The sequence below is a fragment of the Arthrobacter sp. Y3225209 genome (assembly GCF_059090685.1).
In genome coordinates this window covers 80,639-98,968 of record NZ_JBNHFW010000006.1, presented here as the reverse complement: position 1 = coordinate 98,968, position 18,330 = coordinate 80,639, and the positions used below count along the sequence as shown (strand labels likewise).

Below are 18,330 nucleotides of genomic sequence, written 5' to 3'. Positions count from 1 at the left end.
CGCCCTGGGTTACTGTCGTTGGACAGACCCAGAGCAACGTGAAGGCGGTCGGCATGATGGCTGAACCCGAGAACACCGGACCGGGAACCGGGGAAACCCGGCCCGTATCCTCAGCGGCTGGAACCAGCACGGAAGCACGGCAGTTGAATGTCCTTCGTGACAAACTACGGAATCTGGACCGGCAGCTTGCTGCCCTGACACACAACAACGCCCGGCTCGTGGCCATGCTGGAGACCGCGAAGTCGGAGATCATCCGGTTGAAGGATGCCCTGGAGAACGAGGGTGCCACACCTTTCAGCTTTGGCACCGTGATCGGAGTCAACCAGCGCGGTGACGCGCAGCCCGGTGTGACCACCGCGGCAGCCGTCCAGGAGAGCCTGGACATCATCCAGTCCGGGCGCAAACTGCGCGTGGCGGTTTCCCCCCTCCTGGACCTGGGACAGATAGTCCCGGGCCAGGAGGTACTGCTCAACGAATCCCTCACCGTGATAGCTGCGCTCGGCTTTGAACGGGCGGGCGAACTGTTCACGGTGAAGGAACTCCTGGGATCGGACCGGGTGCTGGTGATCGGCCGGGCCGACGACGAGCGCGTGGTCCGGCTCAATGGTCCCCTTGGCCGGGAGAAAGTGCGGGTGGGTGACGCGCTGACCGTGGACACCCGCATCGGCTACGCGCTGGAGAAGATTCCGCGCAGTGAAGTGGAGAACCTCGTCCTGGAAGAGGTCCCGGACATCTCCTACGCAGACATCGGCGGCCTGGGTCCGCAGATCGAACAGATCCGCGACGCAGTGGAACTGCCCTTTATGCATCCGGACCTGTACCGCGAACACGGCTTGAAGCCACCCAAGGGCATTTTGCTCTACGGCCCTCCCGGCTGCGGCAAAACCCTGATTGCCAAAGCCGTGGCACATGCCCTGGCTGCCCGGGTGATGGAACAGACCGGCATGCAGGGGGCACGCAGCTACTTCCTGAACATCAAGGGTCCCGAACTGCTGGATAAGTACGTGGGGGAGACCGAGCGCCACATCCGGCTGATCTTCGGCAGGGCACGGGAAAAGGGCTCGGACGGAAGCCCCGTGGTCGTGTTCTTCGACGAAATGGATTCGCTCTTCCGCACCCGTGGAACCGGAGTGTCCTCCGACGTCGAAACCACCATTGTTCCGCAGCTGCTCAGCGAGATCGACGGCGTCGAAAAGCTGGAAAACGTGATCGTCATCGGCGCCTCGAACCGTGAAGACATGATCGATCCGGCCATCCTGCGGCCGGGACGGCTTGACGTGAAGATCAAGATCCAGCGGCCCGACGCGGAAGGGGCCGCAGAGATCTTCACCAAGTACCTGACCCCGGACCTTCCCCTGCACCGGGAAGACCTGGCCGAACACGGCTACGATCCGGTGGCCACGGTCCGCGAAATGATCCGCCGCACCGTGGAAAAGATGTACGCAGAGGACAAGGCCAACGAGTATCTGGAAGTCACCTACGCCAACGGGGACACCGAGATGCTGTACTTCAAGGACTTCAACTCCGGGGCGGTGATCCAGAACGTTGTGGACCGGGCCAAGAAGTACGCCATCAAGGACCTGCTCCAGCTGCATCAGCGCGGTTTGCGCATCGAACACCTGATGCGCGCCGTCGTGGATGAATTCCGCGAGCATGAGGATATGCCCAACACCACCAACCCGGATGACTGGGCACGGATCTCGGGCAAGAAGGGCGAGCGCATTACCTATATCCGCACCATCGTCCAGGGCAAGGCCGGTCAGGAACCGGGCCGCACCATCGAAACCGCCGCCAACCCGGGGCAGTATCTGTGACCGTGCGCCGCGTGATGGGAACCGAGACCGAATACGGGATCCTGGCGCCGTCGCTGCCCTCGGCCAACGCCACTGTGCTCTCCAGCCAGATTGTCAACGCCTACGCGGCGAGCCTGCGTGCCGGAGCGGGCAACCTCTCCGGAACGCGCTGGGACTACACGGACGAGGCACCGCTCAATGATGCCCGCGGATTTGCGGTGCCCCGGGCGGCGGCGGATCCCACCCAGCTCACCGATGATCCGCCGGTGCTCGACGCCGAACAGATCGCATTGGAGGGCGGGGGACCCGCTGCCCTCTACGGGGAGCAGACCTCCGATAATCCGGTGCTGATGAACATGGTGCTGGGTAACGGGGCACGCCTGTACGTGGACCATGCCCATCCGGAGTACTCGTCCCCGGAGGTCACCCGGCCGCGCGACGCAGTGCTGTGGGACAAGGCCGGGGACGCGGTGGTGCTCGCGGCGATGCGCCACATTGCGCGTATGCCGGGTTTTGCTCCCGTGAACCTGTACAAAAACAACACCGACAACAAAGGCGCCTCCTACGGTTCCCACGAGAACTACCTGGTGCCCCGCAGCGTCCCGTTCGGCAGCCTTGTCAGCGGTCTGGTGCCGTTTTTTGTTTCGCGCCAGGTCATTGTCGGCTCGGGCCGGGTGGGTATCGGCACCAACAACCAGCGCCAGGGGTTCCAGCTGAGCCAGCGGGCGGATTTCTTCGAAACCGAAGTCGGCCTGGAGACCACCATCCGGCGGCCGATTATCAACACGCGGGATGAGCCGCACGCGGTGGCGGAAAAATACCGCCGGCTGCACGTGATCATCGGTGATGCGAACCTAAGTGAGGTGTCCGCGCTGCTGAAGACGGGCACCACCTCCCTGGTCCTGTCCATGATCGAGGCCGGCACCGTTCCCGCCATAGAGCTCCGGGATCCGGTGGGCGCGCTGCAGGCGATCAGCCACGATCCCACCCTGCAGCAGCTGGTTGAACTGGCCGACGGCCGGATGGTCACCGGGCTGGACCTGCAGGAGATGTATCTTCAGGCTGCCGCCGCCCACGCCCGCGCGGCAGGGGAGGCGGACGCGGACACCGAGGACATCCTCTCCCGCTGGACGTCGCTGGTGGGCACGCTGAAACGGGATCCCCTGGAAGCCGCAGCCTCGGTGGACTGGGTGGCCAAGCTGAAAATCCTGCAGGCCTACCGGGAACGCGACGGGCTGGCCTGGTCCGATGCGCGCCTGCATCTGGTGGACCTGCAGTACTCGGACATGCGCCCGGAAAAGGGTTTGTACTACCGGCTGGCCGCACGCGGGCAGATGAACCGGGTACTCTCCGATGAGGAGATCGCCCGGGCCGTGACGCATCCGCCCGAGGACACCCGCGCCTATTTCCGCGGCAACTGCCTCCGACGCTTCCCCCGTGAAGTGATCGGGGCGAGCTGGGATTCCATCATCTTTGAACTGCCCTCCCGCCGGCGGCTTCAGCGCATCCCCACCCGGGAGCCGCTGCGCGGAACCAGGGCCCTGACCGAGGAACTTTTCAACGCTTCCGCCGATGCGGAGGATTTTGTCGCCAGACTCCTGACCGGTTCAGCGGCCACCGTGGCACCATAGGACTAGGATTCATCCCCCGGGCAAGAAAGGGCTTCGCATCATGGCAACCCAGGACCGCAAAACCACCGGAACGCATCCCGCCGAACAGGAGGAAACCGAAGCAGTTCCTCATCCCACAGCCGAGACGGAGGCACCCGCGGCCAGCGCGGAAACAGAAGGCGTGGACGACCTGCTGGATGAGATTGACGGTGTCCTCGAGAACAACGCGGAAGAGTTTGTCCGCGGTTTTATCCAAAAGGGCGGTCAGTGACGGATGGGCCCCCGGGACCCTGCTGCCGCTGTCCATCAAGCACCCTCGTCCTCCTTCACCGAACATCTCACCAGGCATAACCCGGAACTGCTGCCCTCATCGCGGACCCTCGGGCCCGTATCCGCGGGATCCGGAGCCGGGCTGGCTCCGCAGGCCACCACCATCGTCTCGCTGTCCTACGCGGGCGGCGTCCTGATGGCGGGGGACCGGCGGGCGACCATGGGCAACATGATTGCCAGCCGGCACATCAAGAAGGTGTTCCCGGCGGACAATTACTCCGTCCTGGGCATTGCCGGTACCGCCGGGCTTGCCCTGGACATGATCCGCCTGTTCCAAGTGGAGCTGGAGCATTACGAAAAGATCGAAGGCACGCCCATGAGCCTGGACGGCAAGTCCAACCGGCTCGCAGCCATGGTGCGCTCCAACCTGCCGCTGGCGCTGCAGGGACTGGCCGTGGTTCCGCTGTTCGCCGGCTACGACACGCAGCGGCGGACCGGGCGGCTCTTCTCCTACGACGTCACCGGCGGCCGTTATGAGGAATATGAGCACCACTCGGTAGGCTCCGGATCCGTGTTTGCCAGGGGCGCCCTGAAGAAACTCTGGCGGCCGAATATGGACGAGGACGAAGCGGTCCGGGTGGCGGTGGAATCCCTCTACGACGCAGCCGACGACGATTCGGCCACCGGCGGGCCCGATGTGGTACGCCGCCTCTGGCCCGTGATCTACGTGGTCAACAGCGCCGGGAACCGGGAAATCCCCGAACGGGAACTGCAGGAACTTTCGACTGAACTGATCCAACGGCGCTCCGCCGCCGGACTGGAGGCGTAACCGTGACCCAGCAGTTCTACGTCTCGCCCGAACAGCTCATGAAAGACCGGGCGGATTTCGCCCGGAAAGGCATCGCCAGGGGACGCTCAGTGGTGGTGCTTACCTGCCGCGAGGGGATTGCCCTGGTGGCGGAGAACCCCTCGCCGTCACTGCATAAACTCAGCGAAATCTACGACCGCATCGGTTTCGCCGCCGTCGGCAAATACAACGAATTCGAAAGCCTGCGGCAGGCAGGCATCCGGTTCGCTGACGTGCGCGGCTACTCCTATTCCCGGGACGACGTCTCAGCACGCGGCCTTGCCAGTGTCTACGCACAGAGCCTGGGCTCGGTCTTTACCACCGAGGGCAAGCCGTTCGAGGTGGAACTGGCTGTAGTGGAGGTCGGTGCCGATCCCTACTCCGACCACCTGTACCGGCTCAATTTCGACGGGTCAATCGCCGATGAAAGCAACTACACGGTAATGGGCGGACAGGCCGAAATTGTCAACGAAGCACTGGCACGCACCTGGAACCAGGACGCGGACTTCCCGTCCGCCATCCGGACGGCAGTGCGTGCACTGGCTGCCACCCGCACGCCCGAGGGCGCCGGATCCGGGCAGCCGGCTGAACCCCTGGGCGCCGGCCTGCTCGAAGTGGCCGTCCTCGACAGGGACCCGCTCTCCACACGGGGGACCGTCAGGGCCTTCCGCAGGATAAACACCGTTGAGCTGGACCGTTTGCTGTCCAGCGCGGAAGGAGACTGATGGACCGCAGGATCTTCGGCGTCGAAACGGAATTCGGCATTGCCTACTCAGGGCCGGACTCACGGCCCCTGTCCCCGGAGGAAGTAGCCCGCTACCTCTTCCGCAAGGTGGTCAGCTGGGGACGTTCCTCCAACGTGTTCCTCACCAATGGTTCCCGCCTCTACCTCGACGTCGGATCCCACCCCGAGTACGCCACCGCGGAATGCGACGACCTGGCGCAGCTGGTGGCCCATGACCGGGCCGGTGAGCTGATCCTGGACGATCTGGTGGACGAGGCCGAAGACCGGCTGAAGGCCGAAGGCTTCAACGGCAGCGTCTACCTGTTCAAGAACAACACCGACTCTGCCGGGAATTCCTACGGCAGCCACGAAAACTACCTGATCCCGCGCAGGCTGGAGTTCTCCCGGCTCGCCGATGTGCTGATCCCGTTCCTGGTCACCCGCCAGCTGCTGGTCGGCGCCGGCAAGGTGCTCAAGACCCAGTCCGGTTCCCTCTATGCCTTCTCCCAGCGCGCCGACCACATCTGGGAAGGGGTCTCCTCGGCCACCACCCGGTCCCGGCCCATCATCAACACCCGTGACGAGCCGCATGCGGACGCCGAGCACTACCGGCGCCTGCACGTGATCGCCGGGGACTCGAACATGTCCGAAACCACCCTGCTCCTCAAGGCCGGATCCGTGGACCTGATGCTGCGGATGATCGAGGCCGGGGTGCTGATGCGTGACCTGCGGCTGGAAAACCCCATCCGCAGCATCCGGGAAACCTCCCATGACCTCTCGGGCCGGCAGCCGCTGAGACTGGCCAACGGCTCCACCATCACGCCGCTGGAACTGCAGCGCATCTACCTGCAGCGGGTCAAGGACTTCGTGGCCGTGAACGGCGGGCACAACCGGCATACCGGACGCGTGGTGGACCTCTGGGAACGGACCCTGGACGCAATCGAATCCGGGAACCATTCAGGTATCGATACCGAGATTGACTGGGCCATCAAGAAGAAGCTGGTCGACCGGGTCAGTGAACGGCACGGCCTGGAGATGTCCTCCGCGCGCCTGTCCCAGGTGGACCTGACCTATCACGACATCTCCAGGCGCCGGGGTTTGTTCTACCTGCTGCAGGCACGCGGGGAAACCGCGCGGGTGGTGGAGGACAGTGACATCAAGGAGGCGGTGGACCAGCCGCCGCAGACCACCAGGGCCAAGCTGCGCGGTGACTTTGTCCGCCGTGCCAAGGCCGCCAACCGGGACTTCACGGTGGACTGGGTGCACCTGAAGCTTAATGACCGGGCCCAGCAGACCGTCCTGTGCAAGGATCCGTTTGCCTCCGTGGACGAGCGGGTGGAAGCGCTTCTGTCCACCCTCTAAGGCCGTGCCTTTAGGACCGGCTCCTGCGCCGCGCCTAGGATTCACTCAGGAGAACCCGTTAGGGTGGGCCTGTTGCGGTGTTGCGCGGCGCCCGGCTCCCGGCCGGGAAGCCCCGTGCGCCCCGGGGCCCTTGTGCCCGCCCGCATCACACCCATGTCCACCACTGAAAGAAGTACTGTGCGCAAAGTACTAGCCATCCTCCTTCCTTTCCTGCTGTTCCTCACCGCCTGCTCCGGCGGTGAGGGCGAAGGGAACGACGCCGGCCCGCTGTCCTCTGTGAAGATCGAACGGGGAGAGGACGGTGCCGCCCCCACCGTGGAGTTTGATAAGCCGCTGAGCGCGGAAGACCCCACGCTGACCCGCGTGAACAACGGTGACGGTGCCGAGGTTGCGGCCGAGCAGACGGCGATGATCCGTCTGGCCATTGTGAACCCTGAAGACGGTTCCATCAGCCAGGAGACCTACACCGCGGAACAGGCCGAAGGCATTGCCGTGGACGAAAACCTCAAGACCGGCAACTCCCAGATGTATGACGCACTGCTCGGTGCACCCGTGGGCTCCGATTTCGCGTACTACATCCCGGCTGACGAAGAGACGGGCCGTGAGGAGAACTTCCTCGTCTTCACCGTCACCGACGCCAAGGACACCGTGAAGCCGCTGACCCAGGATGAAGCAGCCGCCCGCAACGCGGACGGCAGCCTGCTGATGGCCCCGGAGGAAGTCGAATCCCTCAGCGCTGACGGCAAGCTGCCCGAGGTCACGTTCGCCGAGGACGGAACGCCGACGGTCACCATCCCCGAAGGCGCCGAGGAGCCGGAGAAGCTGATCGTGAAGGTCCTCGAGGAGGGCGACGGTCCTGTGCTGGAAGCGTCCGGCACGGTTGTGGCCGATTACCTGGGCGTGGGACTGCGCGACGGTGCCACCTTCGACTCCAGCTACGAGCGGGGAGAACCCGCCGAGTTCCCGCTGAGCAACGTCATCTCCGGCTGGACCTACGGCCTGGCCGGCCAGAAGGCCGGTTCCAAGGTGCTCCTGGTCCTGCCGTCCGAGCTCTCCTACGGTGATCCTGCCGCCGGCAGCAGCCCGTCCGGTCCGCTGGTGTTTGTCGTAGACATCCAGGAAGTCAAGTAGCCTTTAACACCTGATTTACCAGACACACCTGACTCAACCGCGAGGAGCACCATGTCATTCGGAAAGCGCGAATACGACCGTCAGAAGCCGGAGATTGATTTCCCGGAACACGACGCACCCACTGATCTCGTCATCGAGGACATCGTTGTTGGCGACGGCCAGGAAGTGAAGGCAGGCGACACGGTTTCCACCCACTACGTGGGCGTTGCCTTCTCCACCGGCGAGGAATTCGACGCGTCCTGGAACCGGGGCACGCCCCTGGACTTCCGTGTCGGAGTCGGCCAGGTCATTCAGGGCTGGGACCAGGGCCTGCTGGGCATGAAGGTCGGCGGCCGCCGCCGGCTGGAAATCCCGTCCTCCATGGCCTATGGCGACCGGGGTGCCGGTTCCGCCGTGGCTCCGGGAGAGTCCCTGATCTTCGTGGTGGACCTGCTCGGCGTCCGCTGATCCGAATCCTCCGCAAAGGGCGGAGCCGCCGTCATCACCGACGGCGGTTCCGCCCTTTGTCGTCTGCCCTGCCCGGAAGGGAGGTAGATTAGCTCCCGTGTCCGCCAAGAGAACCGAACGCCTGCTGAACCTGGTCATTGCCCTGCTCTCCACCCGCAGGGGCTTTACCAAGCACGAGCTGTTCGAAGAGATCGAACTGTATGCAGAGGCTTCCTCGCCGGAAGCACGGGAGAAGCTTTTCGACCGGGACAAGGCCTTCCTGCGCGAGCAGGGCATCCCCGTGGAGTCCTACAGCGAAGACCCCATGTTCGAGGACAACACCATCCAGCGCTACCGCATCCGGCAGGACGCGTACCGCCTGCCCGGCGTCCGCTTCACACCGGAGGAATCAGCGGTCCTGGGCCTGGCAGCGCGCATGTGGGACCAGGCCTCCCTGGGCTCCGCCGCCGCCCGTGCCCTGCGCAAACTCCAGGCCCGCGGCGTGCTGCCCGAAGACGCCGGCCGGATTCCGCTGCAGCCCACCATCCGCACCAATGACCCGCACTTCGACGAAATCTGGCAGGCCACCACGACACGCACCCCGGTCACTTTCGGTTACCGGCCGGCCGGGGCCGGAGAGCACTCACTGCGCCGCGTGCAGCCGTGGGGCATGGGCAGCCGCTTCGGCCACTGGTACCTGGCCGGTTATGACCTTGACCGCAACGCCGAGCGGATCTTCCGGCTCTCACGGATGGACGGACCCGTCCGGCTGCGGCCCGGCACCTACACCGTGCCCGCGGACTTTGACATGGATGCCTCCCTGGCCTCGCTCGACGGCGTGTTTCCCCCACGCCCGGCGGCCGTGGACGTGCGTCCCGGGTCCGGCGCCGCACTGCGCCTTGAGGCCCTGACCGTAACCGAAGGATCCGGGGGACGGGACCGGCTGCACCTGCTGGTCCGTGACCTTGATGCCCTCGCTGCCGACACGGCGGCGCTGGGAGCCGCCGCCGTCGCCGTCGAGCCGGCAGAGTACGTGGACCGCGTCCGGACCGCCCTGACGGCATCCCTTGAAGTCCAGGACAGACCGCTGCCGGCATTCGAGCTGCAGGTACCCGCGGCACCCGGGCACCGGCAGGCCTCCGGCGCCCAGGACCATCTCACCAGGCTGCTGGACCTGGTGCCCTATGTCCTGGCCAACCAGGGCGCGGATATGGCGGAAACCGCCGCCGTGTTCGGGGTGAGCAAGGAACAGCTGGCCAAGGACCTGAACCTGCTCTTTGTCAGCGGACCCCGGCATTACCCCAACGGCCTGATGGATGTCAGTTTCGATGATGACCGGATCTACATTGAGAACGCGGACGACCTGTCCGAGCCGGTACGTTTCGGGATGGACGAGGCAGCGGCACTGATCGTAGGACTGGACACGCTTTCGGCGCTTCCCGGAATCGGCTCCTCAGCGGCGGTCGCCAGTGCACTGGAGAAGCTTGCTGCGGCAGCGGGGGAGTCAGGCGGAGTCGGAACCGCCGTCGCCGCACGGCTGGACGACTCCGCGGCCGCGCCGGTCCTGGCCCAGCTCCAGCAGGCCATTGCCGGCGCCCGCCAGCTTGAACTGCGCTATCTGGTACCCAGCCGTGACGAGCTCACCGACCGCACGGTGGACCCGCGGCGCCTGTTCTCCGTGGACAACACCTGGTATCTGGAAGCCTGGTGCCACCGGGCCGAAGCAATGCGGCATTTCCGGCTGGACCGTATCCACGGCGTCCGGGACAGCGGGCCGGCCCTGACCCATGCCCCCGGAACGGATGCCGCCTTCCCGTCGAGCCTCTTCACGCCAGGGCCGCTGGACAGCCTGGTTGTGCTGGTGCTGGAGCCGTCAGCCCTGTGGGTGGCCGAAGCCTACGACGCCGAACGGCGCGCGGACCTTCCCGACGGCAGGACGGCAGTTGAATTGCGCACAGCCCATACCGACTGGATTCCGGCGTTCATTGCCCGGCTGGGCGGAGCCGCCGCCGTCGCATCACCGCCGGAGCTGCGATCAGCAACGCAGGCCTGGCTAAGGGAGGCCGCAGCGAACTATCCGCCCGCCTAGGAACCGTTGCGTTCCCGCACAGCAGACTCCACTATGCTGGGACTATGCCTTGGTGGTCCTGGATACTCATTTGGCTTGCCCTCGCGGCAGGCGCGGCGGCGTTCTACGCCCTGATCGGCTACCGGCTCTTCCAGCGGTTCCTCGGCATCCTGCGCGAGTTCGAGACCGCTTCAGCGAAACTGTCCTTCAGCGTCCCGGAGACGGTGTCCTCCACCGTCGTGGAGGAGGGCGGCGGCGGGATCTTCATGGAACCGGCAACGGCACGAACGTCCTACGAGGCCGGGAAGGCCGCGCGCCGCGACGCACGCCGGCAGCGGCGCATTGAACGCCGTACAGCCAAGGGACAGCCGCGCGCATGGCGCGATCTCCCGGATCTCTGACATAGAATTATTGCTCAACGAAAGGACCCCGCCATGAGGCTTGAAGGCTGGCAAATCATTGTCATTGTTGTACTGGCTATCCTGCTGTTCGGCGCCCCGAAACTTCCGGGCCTGGCAAGGAGCGTTGGTCAGTCCCTGCGCATCTTCAAGTCCGAGGTACGCCAGATGAAGGACGAAGACCCCAAACCCGCCACCGACCCGGTGGAGGGCCACGTGGTGAACCCTGAGCAGCAGGCACAGTCCCAGACGTTCTTCCCCGGTCAGACTCCGCCGTCCGGTACCCCCGGAAGTTCCCCGGATTCCGCGGGTAACCCGCCCGCCAGCCGCTAGCAGCCGTGGCGCTGCGTAAAGGGCGCAAATCCAACCCTGAGGGTCGGATGGCCCTCAAGGAGCACCTGCGGGAGCTCCGCAACCGCCTGGTCAAGGCCGCCGTCGCCGTGGTCCTGGGCACCGTGGGCGGGTTCTTCCTGTACCTGCCCGTCTTCGAAGCCCTGACCAGGCCCCTCATCGATGCGGGCAACAGCGACGGCCGCTTCACCACGATCAACTTTGAGGGTGTGGCTACCCCCTTTGACCAGATGATCCAGGTCTCGGTCTTTATCGGCCTGCTGGTCTCCAGCCCTGTCTGGCTCTACCAGGCATGGGCCTTTGTCACGCCGGGGCTAAAGACCAAGGAACGCCGGGCGGCCCTGGGGTTCCTCGCTGCCGCCGTCCCGCTGTTCCTGGCCGGTGTCGGCCTGGCCTGGCTCATCCTGCCCAACGCCGTGCGTGTGCTGACCGAGTTCACCCCCGAGGGCGGCTCCAACGTCATCACCGCCTCCGTCTACCTGGCCTTTGTGCTGCGGCTGCTGCTGGCCTTCGGCATCGCCTTCCTGATCCCTGTCTTCCTGGTGGGACTGAACCTTGCTGGCCTGCTCACAGGTAAAACCGTGCTGAAGTACTGGCGGATTACGGTGTTTGTGATCTGCCTGTTTGCGGCCATGGCAGCCCCCGGTGCCGACGCCCTGAGCATGTTCTACCTCGCCGCGCCGCTGCTGCTGCTGTTTGCCGTTGCCGTTGGCATCTGCCTGATCAATGACAAGCGCCGGATCCGCAGGCAGGCATCGAGGGAAGCCGCCGTGGCAGCGGACGTGAACACCGCCACGCCCGTACACGAGCTCTGAACCGGCCCCGTCCACGTTCGCCCACCGATGATATGGCGCAGTGCCGGGCACACAGAGCATAGGCTGGGTTTATGACGTCTCCTTCGGAGCGGTATCTCGCCGCAAAACAACGTTCCGAACATCGCAAAACCTCCCTCGGAATCTTCGAGAAGTCGCTGGGCTTTGAACTCGATGCCTTCCAGTCGGAGGCGTGCCGTTCCCTGGAAGCCGGCCGCGGCGTCCTGGTGGCCGCTCCCACCGGGGCAGGAAAAACGGTGGTGGGGGAGTTTGCCGTCTACCTCGCCCTTGAAAAGGGTTTGAAGGCCTTCTACACCACTCCCATCAAGGCGCTGAGCAACCAGAAATACACGGAGCTGGCGGCCGCGTACGGCAGTGAACGCGTGGGGCTGCTCACCGGGGACACCAGTATCAATCCGGACGCCGACGTAGTGGTGATGACCACCGAAGTGCTGCGGAACATGCTCTATTCCGACTCCGATGCACTGATGGACCTTGGTTATGTGGTCATGGATGAAGTGCATTACCTGGCTGACCGGTTCCGCGGAGCGGTGTGGGAGGAAGTGATCATCCACCTTCCCTCCGATGTGCTGGTTGCCTCACTGAGCGCCACGGTTTCCAACGCCGAAGAGTTCGGGGCCTGGCTGGACACCGTGCGGGGAGACACCGACGTGGTGGTCTCCGAACACCGGCCGGTTCCGCTGTGGCAGCACGTCATGGTGGGCAGGGACATTTACGACCTGTTCGAATCCGATGTCTCGTTCGACGAAGCCGCAGACGAACAGCCCGGCATCAAGGAGCGCTACCGGGTAAACCCTGAACTGGCCGAACTCGCGCGGGCCGAGTCCCGCGTGAACCAGCGCGGGCACTGGGGCGGCGCCCGGGGATCATCCCGCGGCGGGCGCAGCGACCGGCACCGCGGCAACCGTCCGGGCGGCCATGGAAACGGCGGTCCGCCGATCACCCGGATTCCTCGTGCATCCCGCCCGCAGGTCATTGCCCAGCTGGACCGCAACGGCCTGCTGCCGGCCATCACCTTTATTTTCTCCCGCAACGGCTGCGAGGGCGCCGTGCGACAGTGCGTCGACGCCGGTCTGTGGCTGACCACCGAGGAGGAACGCCGGGAAATAGCCCGGGTGGTGGATGAGGCTACCCAGGACATTCCGGAGGATGACCTGGAAGTGCTGGGCTTCTGGACCTGGCGCGAAGGCCTGGTCCGCGGATTCGCGGCCCACCATGCCGGCATGCTGCCCACCTTCAAGGAGGTGGTGGAACGTCTCTTCGCAGCCGGGCTGGTCCGTGCCGTTTTTGCCACCGAAACCCTGGCCCTGGGCATCAACATGCCGGCACGATCAGTGGTGCTGGAAAAGCTGGACAAGTTCAACGGCGAAGCCCACGTGGACATCACGGCAGGGGAGTACACCCAGCTCACCGGACGTGCCGGACGCCGCGGAATCGACGTCGAGGGCCATGCCGTGGTGCTGTGGCAGCCCGGAACCGATCCTGCTGCCGTTGCCGGCCTGGCATCACGGCGGACCTACCCGCTAAACTCCAGCTTCCGGCCCACCTACAACATGAGCATCAACCTCATTGCCCAGTTCGGCCGGGAACGGGCACGCGAAATCCTTGAATCCTCCTTCGCCCAGTTCCAGGCCGACCGTTCAGTGGTGGGCCTGGCCAAACAGGTCCGTTCCCGTGAGGAATCACTGGCCGGGTACGAAAAGGCGATGACCTGCCATCTCGGGGACTTCACCGAGTACTCGGCGCTTCGCCGGGAACTATCGGACCTGGAATCCGCAGCTTCCAAGTCCCGTGCCCGGAACAGGCGCAGCTCCGCCGCCGCGTCGCTGGAGAACCTGCGTCCCGGCGACATCATCCTCATACCCGGCGGCCGCATCGGCGGCCACGCCGTGGTCCTGGACGTGGATGCCGCCGCACACGAGGTGCGTCCCTCGGTCCTGACGGAGGACAAGCAAATCAGGCGGATCAGCAGCATGGACCTGGACGGTCCTGCCGAGGCCGTCTCGCACATCCGGATCCCCAAATCCTTTAACTCCCGTTCCCCCAAGGACCGGCGCGACCTTGCCTCCTCACTGCGTAACGCGCTGCATGACCACCGGCCGCCGCGTCCTGCCGCTGCACGTGCCAATACGCTGCACACTGCCGGAACCGAACGGCAGGAGAAGGCCATTGCCGAGCTGCGCCGCAAGCTGCGTGCGCATCCCTGCCATGGCTGCAGCGAACGGGAAGACCATGCCCGCTGGGCTGAGCGATGGTGGAAGCTTCGCCGCGAGACCGACAACCTGGTCGGCCAGATCCGTGGCCGGACCAACACGATTGCCAAAACCTTCGACCGGGTCTGCGACGTCCTCACCCGCTACGGCTATGTGGCGCCGGATGCCTCCGGTACTGACGCCGTCACACCGGCAGGCCAGAAGCTGCGGCGGATCTACGGCGAAAAGGACCTCCTGGTTGCCCTGGCACTGGAACAGGGTGCCTTCGATGACCTGGATGCAGCCGAACTCGCCTGCCTTGCCACGGCACTGGTCTACCAGGCCAAGCGTGAGGAACGCGGCCTGCGGCCCAAGATGCCCAGTATCTTGCTGGAGGTCGCCGTGGACACGGTCATCCGGCAGTGGTCCGAGCTGACCGATATGGAAGAGGCATCCCGGTTGCCCGAGACCGGGGAACCGGAACTCGGGCTGGTCTGGCCAATGTACAAGTGGGTCAAGGGCAAGCACCTGCAGGTCGCCTTGAACGGCACCGAGCTGGCCGCCGGCGACTTTGTGCGCTGGGCCAAGCAGGTGATTGACCTGCTCGACCAGCTGGCCAAGGTGCCGGACCTGCCGCCGGGAATGCGCCGCCGCTTCCTTGACGCCATTGCCCTGGTGCGGCGCGGCGTCGTCGCCTACTCCAACGTGGGCTAACCACGTTCCGTACGTTTTACCGATAGTTCTACAGAAAACAGGTGAGTCCTTGAACGGCAGTCCCATCCAGAGCGCCCCCACCCTGACGCTCTACCGCAACGGCTCGGTCTACAGTGCCGCTGACCCTTTCGCCACCGCCATGCTCGTCGATGGCGACACCGTGGCCTGGGTGGGTTCCGAACACGCCGCCACCTCCATCCAGGACAGCAGGATGGAGGTGGTGGACCTGCACGGTGCGCTGGTGGCCCCGGGCTTCGTGGATGCACACGTCCACACCACCGAACTCGGCATGTCCCTGGAAACGCTGGACCTCAGCGGCTGCAGCTCCCTGGCGGACCTGCTCGGGCGGGTCAGCAGCTACGCGAAGGGGACCGCGGGACTGATCCTTGGTTCCGGATGGGATGAATCGTCCTGGCCCGAGCGCCGGGTCCCCACCGCCGCCGAACTGGATGCGGCCTCCGGCAACCGTCCGGTGTACCTCTCCCGCACCGATGTCCACTGCGCGGTGGTTTCCGGCACCCTTGCAGCCGACATGCAGCTCCACGAATATGACGGGTGGGACAACGGCTTTGTGGTGAGGGCCGCGCACGAAGCGGCCCGTACCGTCTCCCGCGCCATTGACCCGGACCAGCGTGCGGTCTTCCAGCAGGCAGCCCTGAGGCATGCCGCTTCCCGCGGCATAGTGGCCGTGACGGAAATGGCGGCCCCGCACATTGCGCCTCCCGAGGACCTGCGCCGGCTCCTCGGACTGGACGGCGCCCTTCCGGAGACTCCGCTGCCGCAGGTACTGCCGTACTGGGGCCAGCTGGTGGAAACGGAGGCGGAGGTAGCCGGGCTGCTGGACTTCTTTGAGGGCAGGCTGCTCGGTCTGGCAGGAGACCTGAACATAGACGGTTCCATCGGCGCGAGGACGGCAGCCCTGCGTGAGCCTTACACCGACGAACCCGGCGGCACCGGAACCCTGTACCTGACCCCGGAACAGGTAGGCCGGCATCTGGAGCTGATGACCCGGGCAGGGCTGCAGGGCGGCTTCCACGTCATTGGCGACGCGGGCATGGATGTTGCCCTGGCCGGGCTGCAGCTGGCAGCCGACGCGGTGGGCGAGGCAGCCATCCGTGCCGCCCACCACCGGCTCGAGCATGCCGAAATGACCGACGATGCGGCTATTGCCGGGCTCCTCCGCTTCGGAGTGGGCGTAAGCCTGCAACCGGGCTTTGACGCTGCCTGGGGCAACCCGGGCGGGCTGTACGAACAGCGGCTGGGGGAGAGGAGCCGGCAGATGAACCGGATGGCTTCGCTGCTCTCCGCCGGGGTCCCCGTGGCCCTGGGCTCGGACACCCCCGTCCTGGCCGTGGATCCCTGGGCCGGGGTCCGGGCAGCCGTCTTCCACTCGAACCCCAAGGAACGGGTTTCCGCACGGGCCGCATTTATCGGACACACCCGGGCAGGCTGGCGGGCGGCAGGTGAGAGCAATTTCATGCTCGGCCAGCTGGCCCCGGGCGCGCCGGCATCCTTTGCCGTCTGGGAGGTGCAGGAGCTTATGGTGCAAACCCCGGATGCCAACGTGTCGGCCTGGAGTACGGACCCGAGGGCCGGTACGCCGCTGCTCCCGGCGCTGGATACCGGTGATGAACCGCGCTGCCTGCAGACCGTTCATAACGGCATAGAGCTGTACCGCGCATCGGACCTCGCCGGGTAGCTGGCAGCCCGGCAAAAATGCCAACCAATCCATGCACCGCGGAATGCCGCTCTGACCTGCGACAATACGGAAAACCCCTAGTCAGCAGCCTTATTGACAGTTGAGGGTCAGCACGTAGGCTATGAGAACCGCAGTCGGGACCGTCCGTTTCGAAGGCGCACAGAGGCCTTGTCCGGCTACACCCGGCCGTCGTTTTTGTGCTGCTCAGATCGGCCGTGACCGTGCTGCAAGGGCCGCGATACAACGCGCCGGGGTTTCGCGTACGCCGCAGGCCGCCGGTCTCCGGGTCCAGTATTAGCGCACTCGGGTGGGTTCAACCGTCAGTAGAAAACAGGCCCGGCATTCAGCCGGTACTGGCCCGAAGACGGCTGAACCCGCCCGGATGTGTGCGCCTCCGCAGCTGCCGGCCGGAAGAACACCAACACGCACTCCCATATACTGGGTACTCTGCCGGGGGAGAGATCCCCGTGCCGGCCGCGAACAGCGGCGGCGTGCGTCCACGAAAGGCTTAGCGAGTGCGTGTCCTGACCATCATCCCTACTTACAACGAGATCGAGTCGCTGCCCAAAACGCTCACGCGTCTGCGGAACGCCGTCCCCGACTCGGATGTATTGATTACGGACGATAACAGCCCGGATGGTACCGGCGCCTACGCAGACGAAATCGCCGCCAAGGACCCCCAGGTGCATGTGCTGCACCGCCGGGGCAAGGAAGGTCTTGGCGCTGCCTACATCGCCGGCTTCCGGTGGGGACTGGAGCGCGGTTACGACATCCTTGTAGAGATGGATGCGGACGGTTCACACCGTCCCGAAGAACTGCCGCGCCTGCTGGAGGCATCCAAGGCCGGCTCGGACCTGGTGATCGGTTCGCGCTGGGTACCCGGTGGCTCCGTAGTGAACTGGCCGCTTCGCCGGAAGCTTCTCTCCCGGGCCGGGAGCACCTATTCCCGCCTGATGCTCGGCATCTCGGTGCGGGACATCACCGCGGGCTACCGCGCCTTCCGACGCAGCACCCTGGAGCAGCTGGACCTCGGAGCCGTTGAGTCCGTTGGCTACGGCTTCCAGGTGGATATGACGTTCCGGGTGGCCCGGATGGGGCTGCGGATTACCGAGGTGCCCATCACGTTTGTCGAGCGTGAATTCGGTGCCTCCAAGATGAGCGGCAACATTGTGTTCGAAGCCATCGCCAACGTCACCCGCTGGGGCCTGTCGGCACGCTGGAAGAAGCTCACCGGCCGCGGCTAGGATTCCGGGCACAAAAAAGCAGGGCGGCTGCCGTTACGGCAGCCGCCCTGCTTGTGTCTTCAGTGGCGCCGGGCCGAGGCCTGTGCGGATGCAGGAAGACTAGGCGCTGGTGCGCTCTCCGCGGCGTTCGCGCAGAAGCGTCAGGCGGTCCTGGAGGATCTGCTCGAGTTCCTCGATGCTGCGGCGTTCCAGCAACATGTCCCAGTGCGTACGCACCGGCTTGTCGTTGCTGGTGTCCGGCTTCTCACCGTCTACCAGAAGCGCTTCCTTGCCGGTCTTGGAAATCCAGACCGGGGGAATGTCCGCTTCGGCAGCGAAAGTTACGAAAACACGCTCGCCGTCCTCACAGCGGTATTCCACCCGCTGGCGGGGAGCCGGCTCTACGCCGGATTCTGTCTCCATGCTCTGCGCGCCCAGGCGCATACCCCGCAGGCTACGATCGCTCATCTTTTCTCCCTCATCAATACGCTGGATCCGCTGGCGGACCCTCTGTCATGCCGGTGCCGTCGCCCTGTCGTCCCCGGTAGGCATCCGGCCGGCCACCCCTGGCCGCCTGTTGTTGCACTTGGAACAACGCCGGCGACGCCGTCGCTGTTCCCGCGTCCTGCCGCGTTTAGCGGCTACTGCCCGGCAAACAGTCAATTATACCGGCTGCAGGCCGGCACCGG

The 18,330-nt window shown here is 65.4% G+C and carries 16 protein-coding genes; 15 read left to right on the top strand and 1 reads right to left on the bottom strand.

What is annotated here, in order from left to right; all coding sequences use genetic code 11:
• The first annotated feature begins 53 nt into the window (after positions 1-53).
• The 15 genes from arc to AC5RVB_RS05655 all read left to right on the top strand — a co-directional run bounded on the left by arc (position 54) and on the right by AC5RVB_RS05655 (position 17,662).
• Positions 54-1,814, top strand: coding sequence for a proteasome ATPase (gene arc / locus AC5RVB_RS05725; RefSeq protein WP_227901855.1), 1,761 nt, complete (start codon positions 54-56; stop codon positions 1,812-1,814).
• Positions 1,815-1,828: 14 nt separating this feature from the next.
• Positions 1,829-3,424 carry a depupylase/deamidase Dop gene (dop, locus tag AC5RVB_RS05720; RefSeq protein ID WP_494142202.1) on the top strand — a complete coding sequence of 532 codons (1,596 nt, stop codon included), beginning with the start codon at positions 1,829-1,831 and terminating at the stop codon, positions 3,422-3,424.
• A gap of 40 nt (positions 3,425-3,464) precedes the next feature.
• Complete coding sequence (locus AC5RVB_RS05715; RefSeq protein WP_494142185.1) at positions 3,465-3,674, top strand: ubiquitin-like protein Pup; 210 nt, start codon at positions 3,465-3,467, stop codon at positions 3,672-3,674.
• Between the two features lie 3 nt (positions 3,675-3,677).
• Positions 3,678-4,502, top strand: coding sequence for a proteasome subunit beta (prcB, locus tag AC5RVB_RS05710; protein WP_227901853.1), 825 nt, complete (start codon positions 3,678-3,680; stop codon positions 4,500-4,502).
• Between the two features lie 2 nt (positions 4,503-4,504).
• Positions 4,505-5,245: a proteasome subunit alpha gene (prcA, locus tag AC5RVB_RS05705; protein ID WP_494142184.1), complete on the top strand. Its 741-nt coding sequence runs from the start codon at positions 4,505-4,507 to the stop codon at positions 5,243-5,245.
• A complete protein-coding gene (gene pafA, locus AC5RVB_RS05700; RefSeq protein ID WP_227901851.1) occupies positions 5,245-6,606 on the top strand; it encodes a Pup--protein ligase in 1,362 nt (453 codons plus the stop codon). The genes prcA and pafA overlap by 1 nt, the downstream gene beginning before the upstream one ends.
• Positions 6,607-6,783: 177 nt before the next feature.
• Positions 6,784-7,737 (top strand): FKBP-type peptidyl-prolyl cis-trans isomerase, encoded by a 954-nt coding sequence (locus AC5RVB_RS05695; protein WP_227901850.1) that lies wholly within the window; start codon positions 6,784-6,786, stop codon positions 7,735-7,737.
• Positions 7,738-7,788: 51 nt separating this feature from the next.
• On the top strand, positions 7,789-8,184 hold the full coding sequence (locus AC5RVB_RS05690; RefSeq protein WP_227901849.1) for an FKBP-type peptidyl-prolyl cis-trans isomerase: 396 nt from the start codon (positions 7,789-7,791) through the stop codon (positions 8,182-8,184).
• Positions 8,185-8,281: 97 nt separating this feature from the next.
• Positions 8,282-10,252 carry a helix-turn-helix transcriptional regulator gene (locus AC5RVB_RS05685; protein WP_494142183.1) on the top strand — a complete coding sequence of 657 codons (1,971 nt, stop codon included), beginning with the start codon at positions 8,282-8,284 and terminating at the stop codon, positions 10,250-10,252.
• 44 nt (positions 10,253-10,296) lie between these two features.
• Entirely contained in the window at positions 10,297-10,632 is a 336-nt protein-coding gene (locus tag AC5RVB_RS05680; RefSeq protein ID WP_227901847.1) for a hypothetical protein, read from the top strand.
• Positions 10,633-10,665: 33 nt separating this feature from the next.
• The gene (tatA, locus tag AC5RVB_RS05675; protein WP_227901846.1) at positions 10,666-10,962 is read left to right on the top strand and encodes a Sec-independent protein translocase subunit TatA; all 297 of its coding nucleotides are present in this window, start codon (positions 10,666-10,668) and stop codon (positions 10,960-10,962) included.
• A gap of 47 nt (positions 10,963-11,009) precedes the next feature.
• On the top strand, positions 11,010-11,795 hold the full coding sequence (tatC, locus tag AC5RVB_RS05670; protein ID WP_227901845.1) for a twin-arginine translocase subunit TatC: 786 nt from the start codon (positions 11,010-11,012) through the stop codon (positions 11,793-11,795).
• A gap of 71 nt (positions 11,796-11,866) precedes the next feature.
• Positions 11,867-14,719, top strand: coding sequence for a DEAD/DEAH box helicase (locus AC5RVB_RS05665; RefSeq protein WP_494142182.1), 2,853 nt, complete (start codon positions 11,867-11,869; stop codon positions 14,717-14,719).
• Positions 14,720-14,768: 49 nt separating this feature from the next.
• Positions 14,769-16,418 (top strand): amidohydrolase, encoded by a 1,650-nt coding sequence (locus AC5RVB_RS05660; protein WP_494142181.1) that lies wholly within the window; start codon positions 14,769-14,771, stop codon positions 16,416-16,418.
• A gap of 515 nt (positions 16,419-16,933) precedes the next feature.
• The gene (locus AC5RVB_RS05655) at positions 16,934-17,662 is read left to right on the top strand and encodes a polyprenol monophosphomannose synthase (protein WP_494142180.1); all 729 of its coding nucleotides are present in this window, start codon (positions 16,934-16,936) and stop codon (positions 17,660-17,662) included.
• A gap of 99 nt (positions 17,663-17,761) precedes the next feature.
• Here AC5RVB_RS05655 and AC5RVB_RS05650 read toward each other — a convergent pair whose 3' ends face one another.
• Positions 17,762-18,109, bottom strand: coding sequence for an RNA polymerase-binding protein RbpA (locus tag AC5RVB_RS05650; protein ID WP_227901841.1), 348 nt, complete (start codon positions 18,107-18,109; stop codon positions 17,762-17,764).
• Positions 18,110-18,330 lie beyond the last annotated feature (221 nt).

Excerpts from the sequence above, each read along its gene's own strand:
- arc (WP_227901855.1), top strand. The coding sequence starts at position 54 with ATGATGGCTGAACCCGAGAACACCGGACCGGGAACCGGGGAAACCCGG.
- dop (WP_494142202.1), top strand. The coding sequence starts at position 1,829 with ATGGGAACCGAGACCGAATACGGGATCCTGGCGCCGTCGCTGCCCTCG.
- AC5RVB_RS05715 (WP_494142185.1), top strand. The coding sequence starts at position 3,465 with ATGGCAACCCAGGACCGCAAAACCACCGGAACGCATCCCGCCGAACAG.
- prcB (WP_227901853.1), top strand. The coding sequence starts at position 3,678 with ATGGGCCCCCGGGACCCTGCTGCCGCTGTCCATCAAGCACCCTCGTCC.
- pafA (WP_227901851.1), top strand. The coding sequence starts at position 5,245 with ATGGACCGCAGGATCTTCGGCGTCGAAACGGAATTCGGCATTGCCTAC.
- AC5RVB_RS05690 (WP_227901849.1), top strand. The coding sequence starts at position 7,789 with ATGTCATTCGGAAAGCGCGAATACGACCGTCAGAAGCCGGAGATTGAT.
- AC5RVB_RS05680 (WP_227901847.1), top strand. The coding sequence starts at position 10,297 with ATGCCTTGGTGGTCCTGGATACTCATTTGGCTTGCCCTCGCGGCAGGC.
- tatA (WP_227901846.1), top strand. The coding sequence starts at position 10,666 with ATGAGGCTTGAAGGCTGGCAAATCATTGTCATTGTTGTACTGGCTATC.
- tatC (WP_227901845.1), top strand. The coding sequence starts at position 11,010 with ATGGCCCTCAAGGAGCACCTGCGGGAGCTCCGCAACCGCCTGGTCAAG.
- AC5RVB_RS05665 (WP_494142182.1), top strand. The coding sequence starts at position 11,867 with ATGACGTCTCCTTCGGAGCGGTATCTCGCCGCAAAACAACGTTCCGAA.
- AC5RVB_RS05650 (WP_227901841.1), bottom strand. The coding sequence starts at position 18,109 with ATGAGCGATCGTAGCCTGCGGGGTATGCGCCTGGGCGCGCAGAGCATG.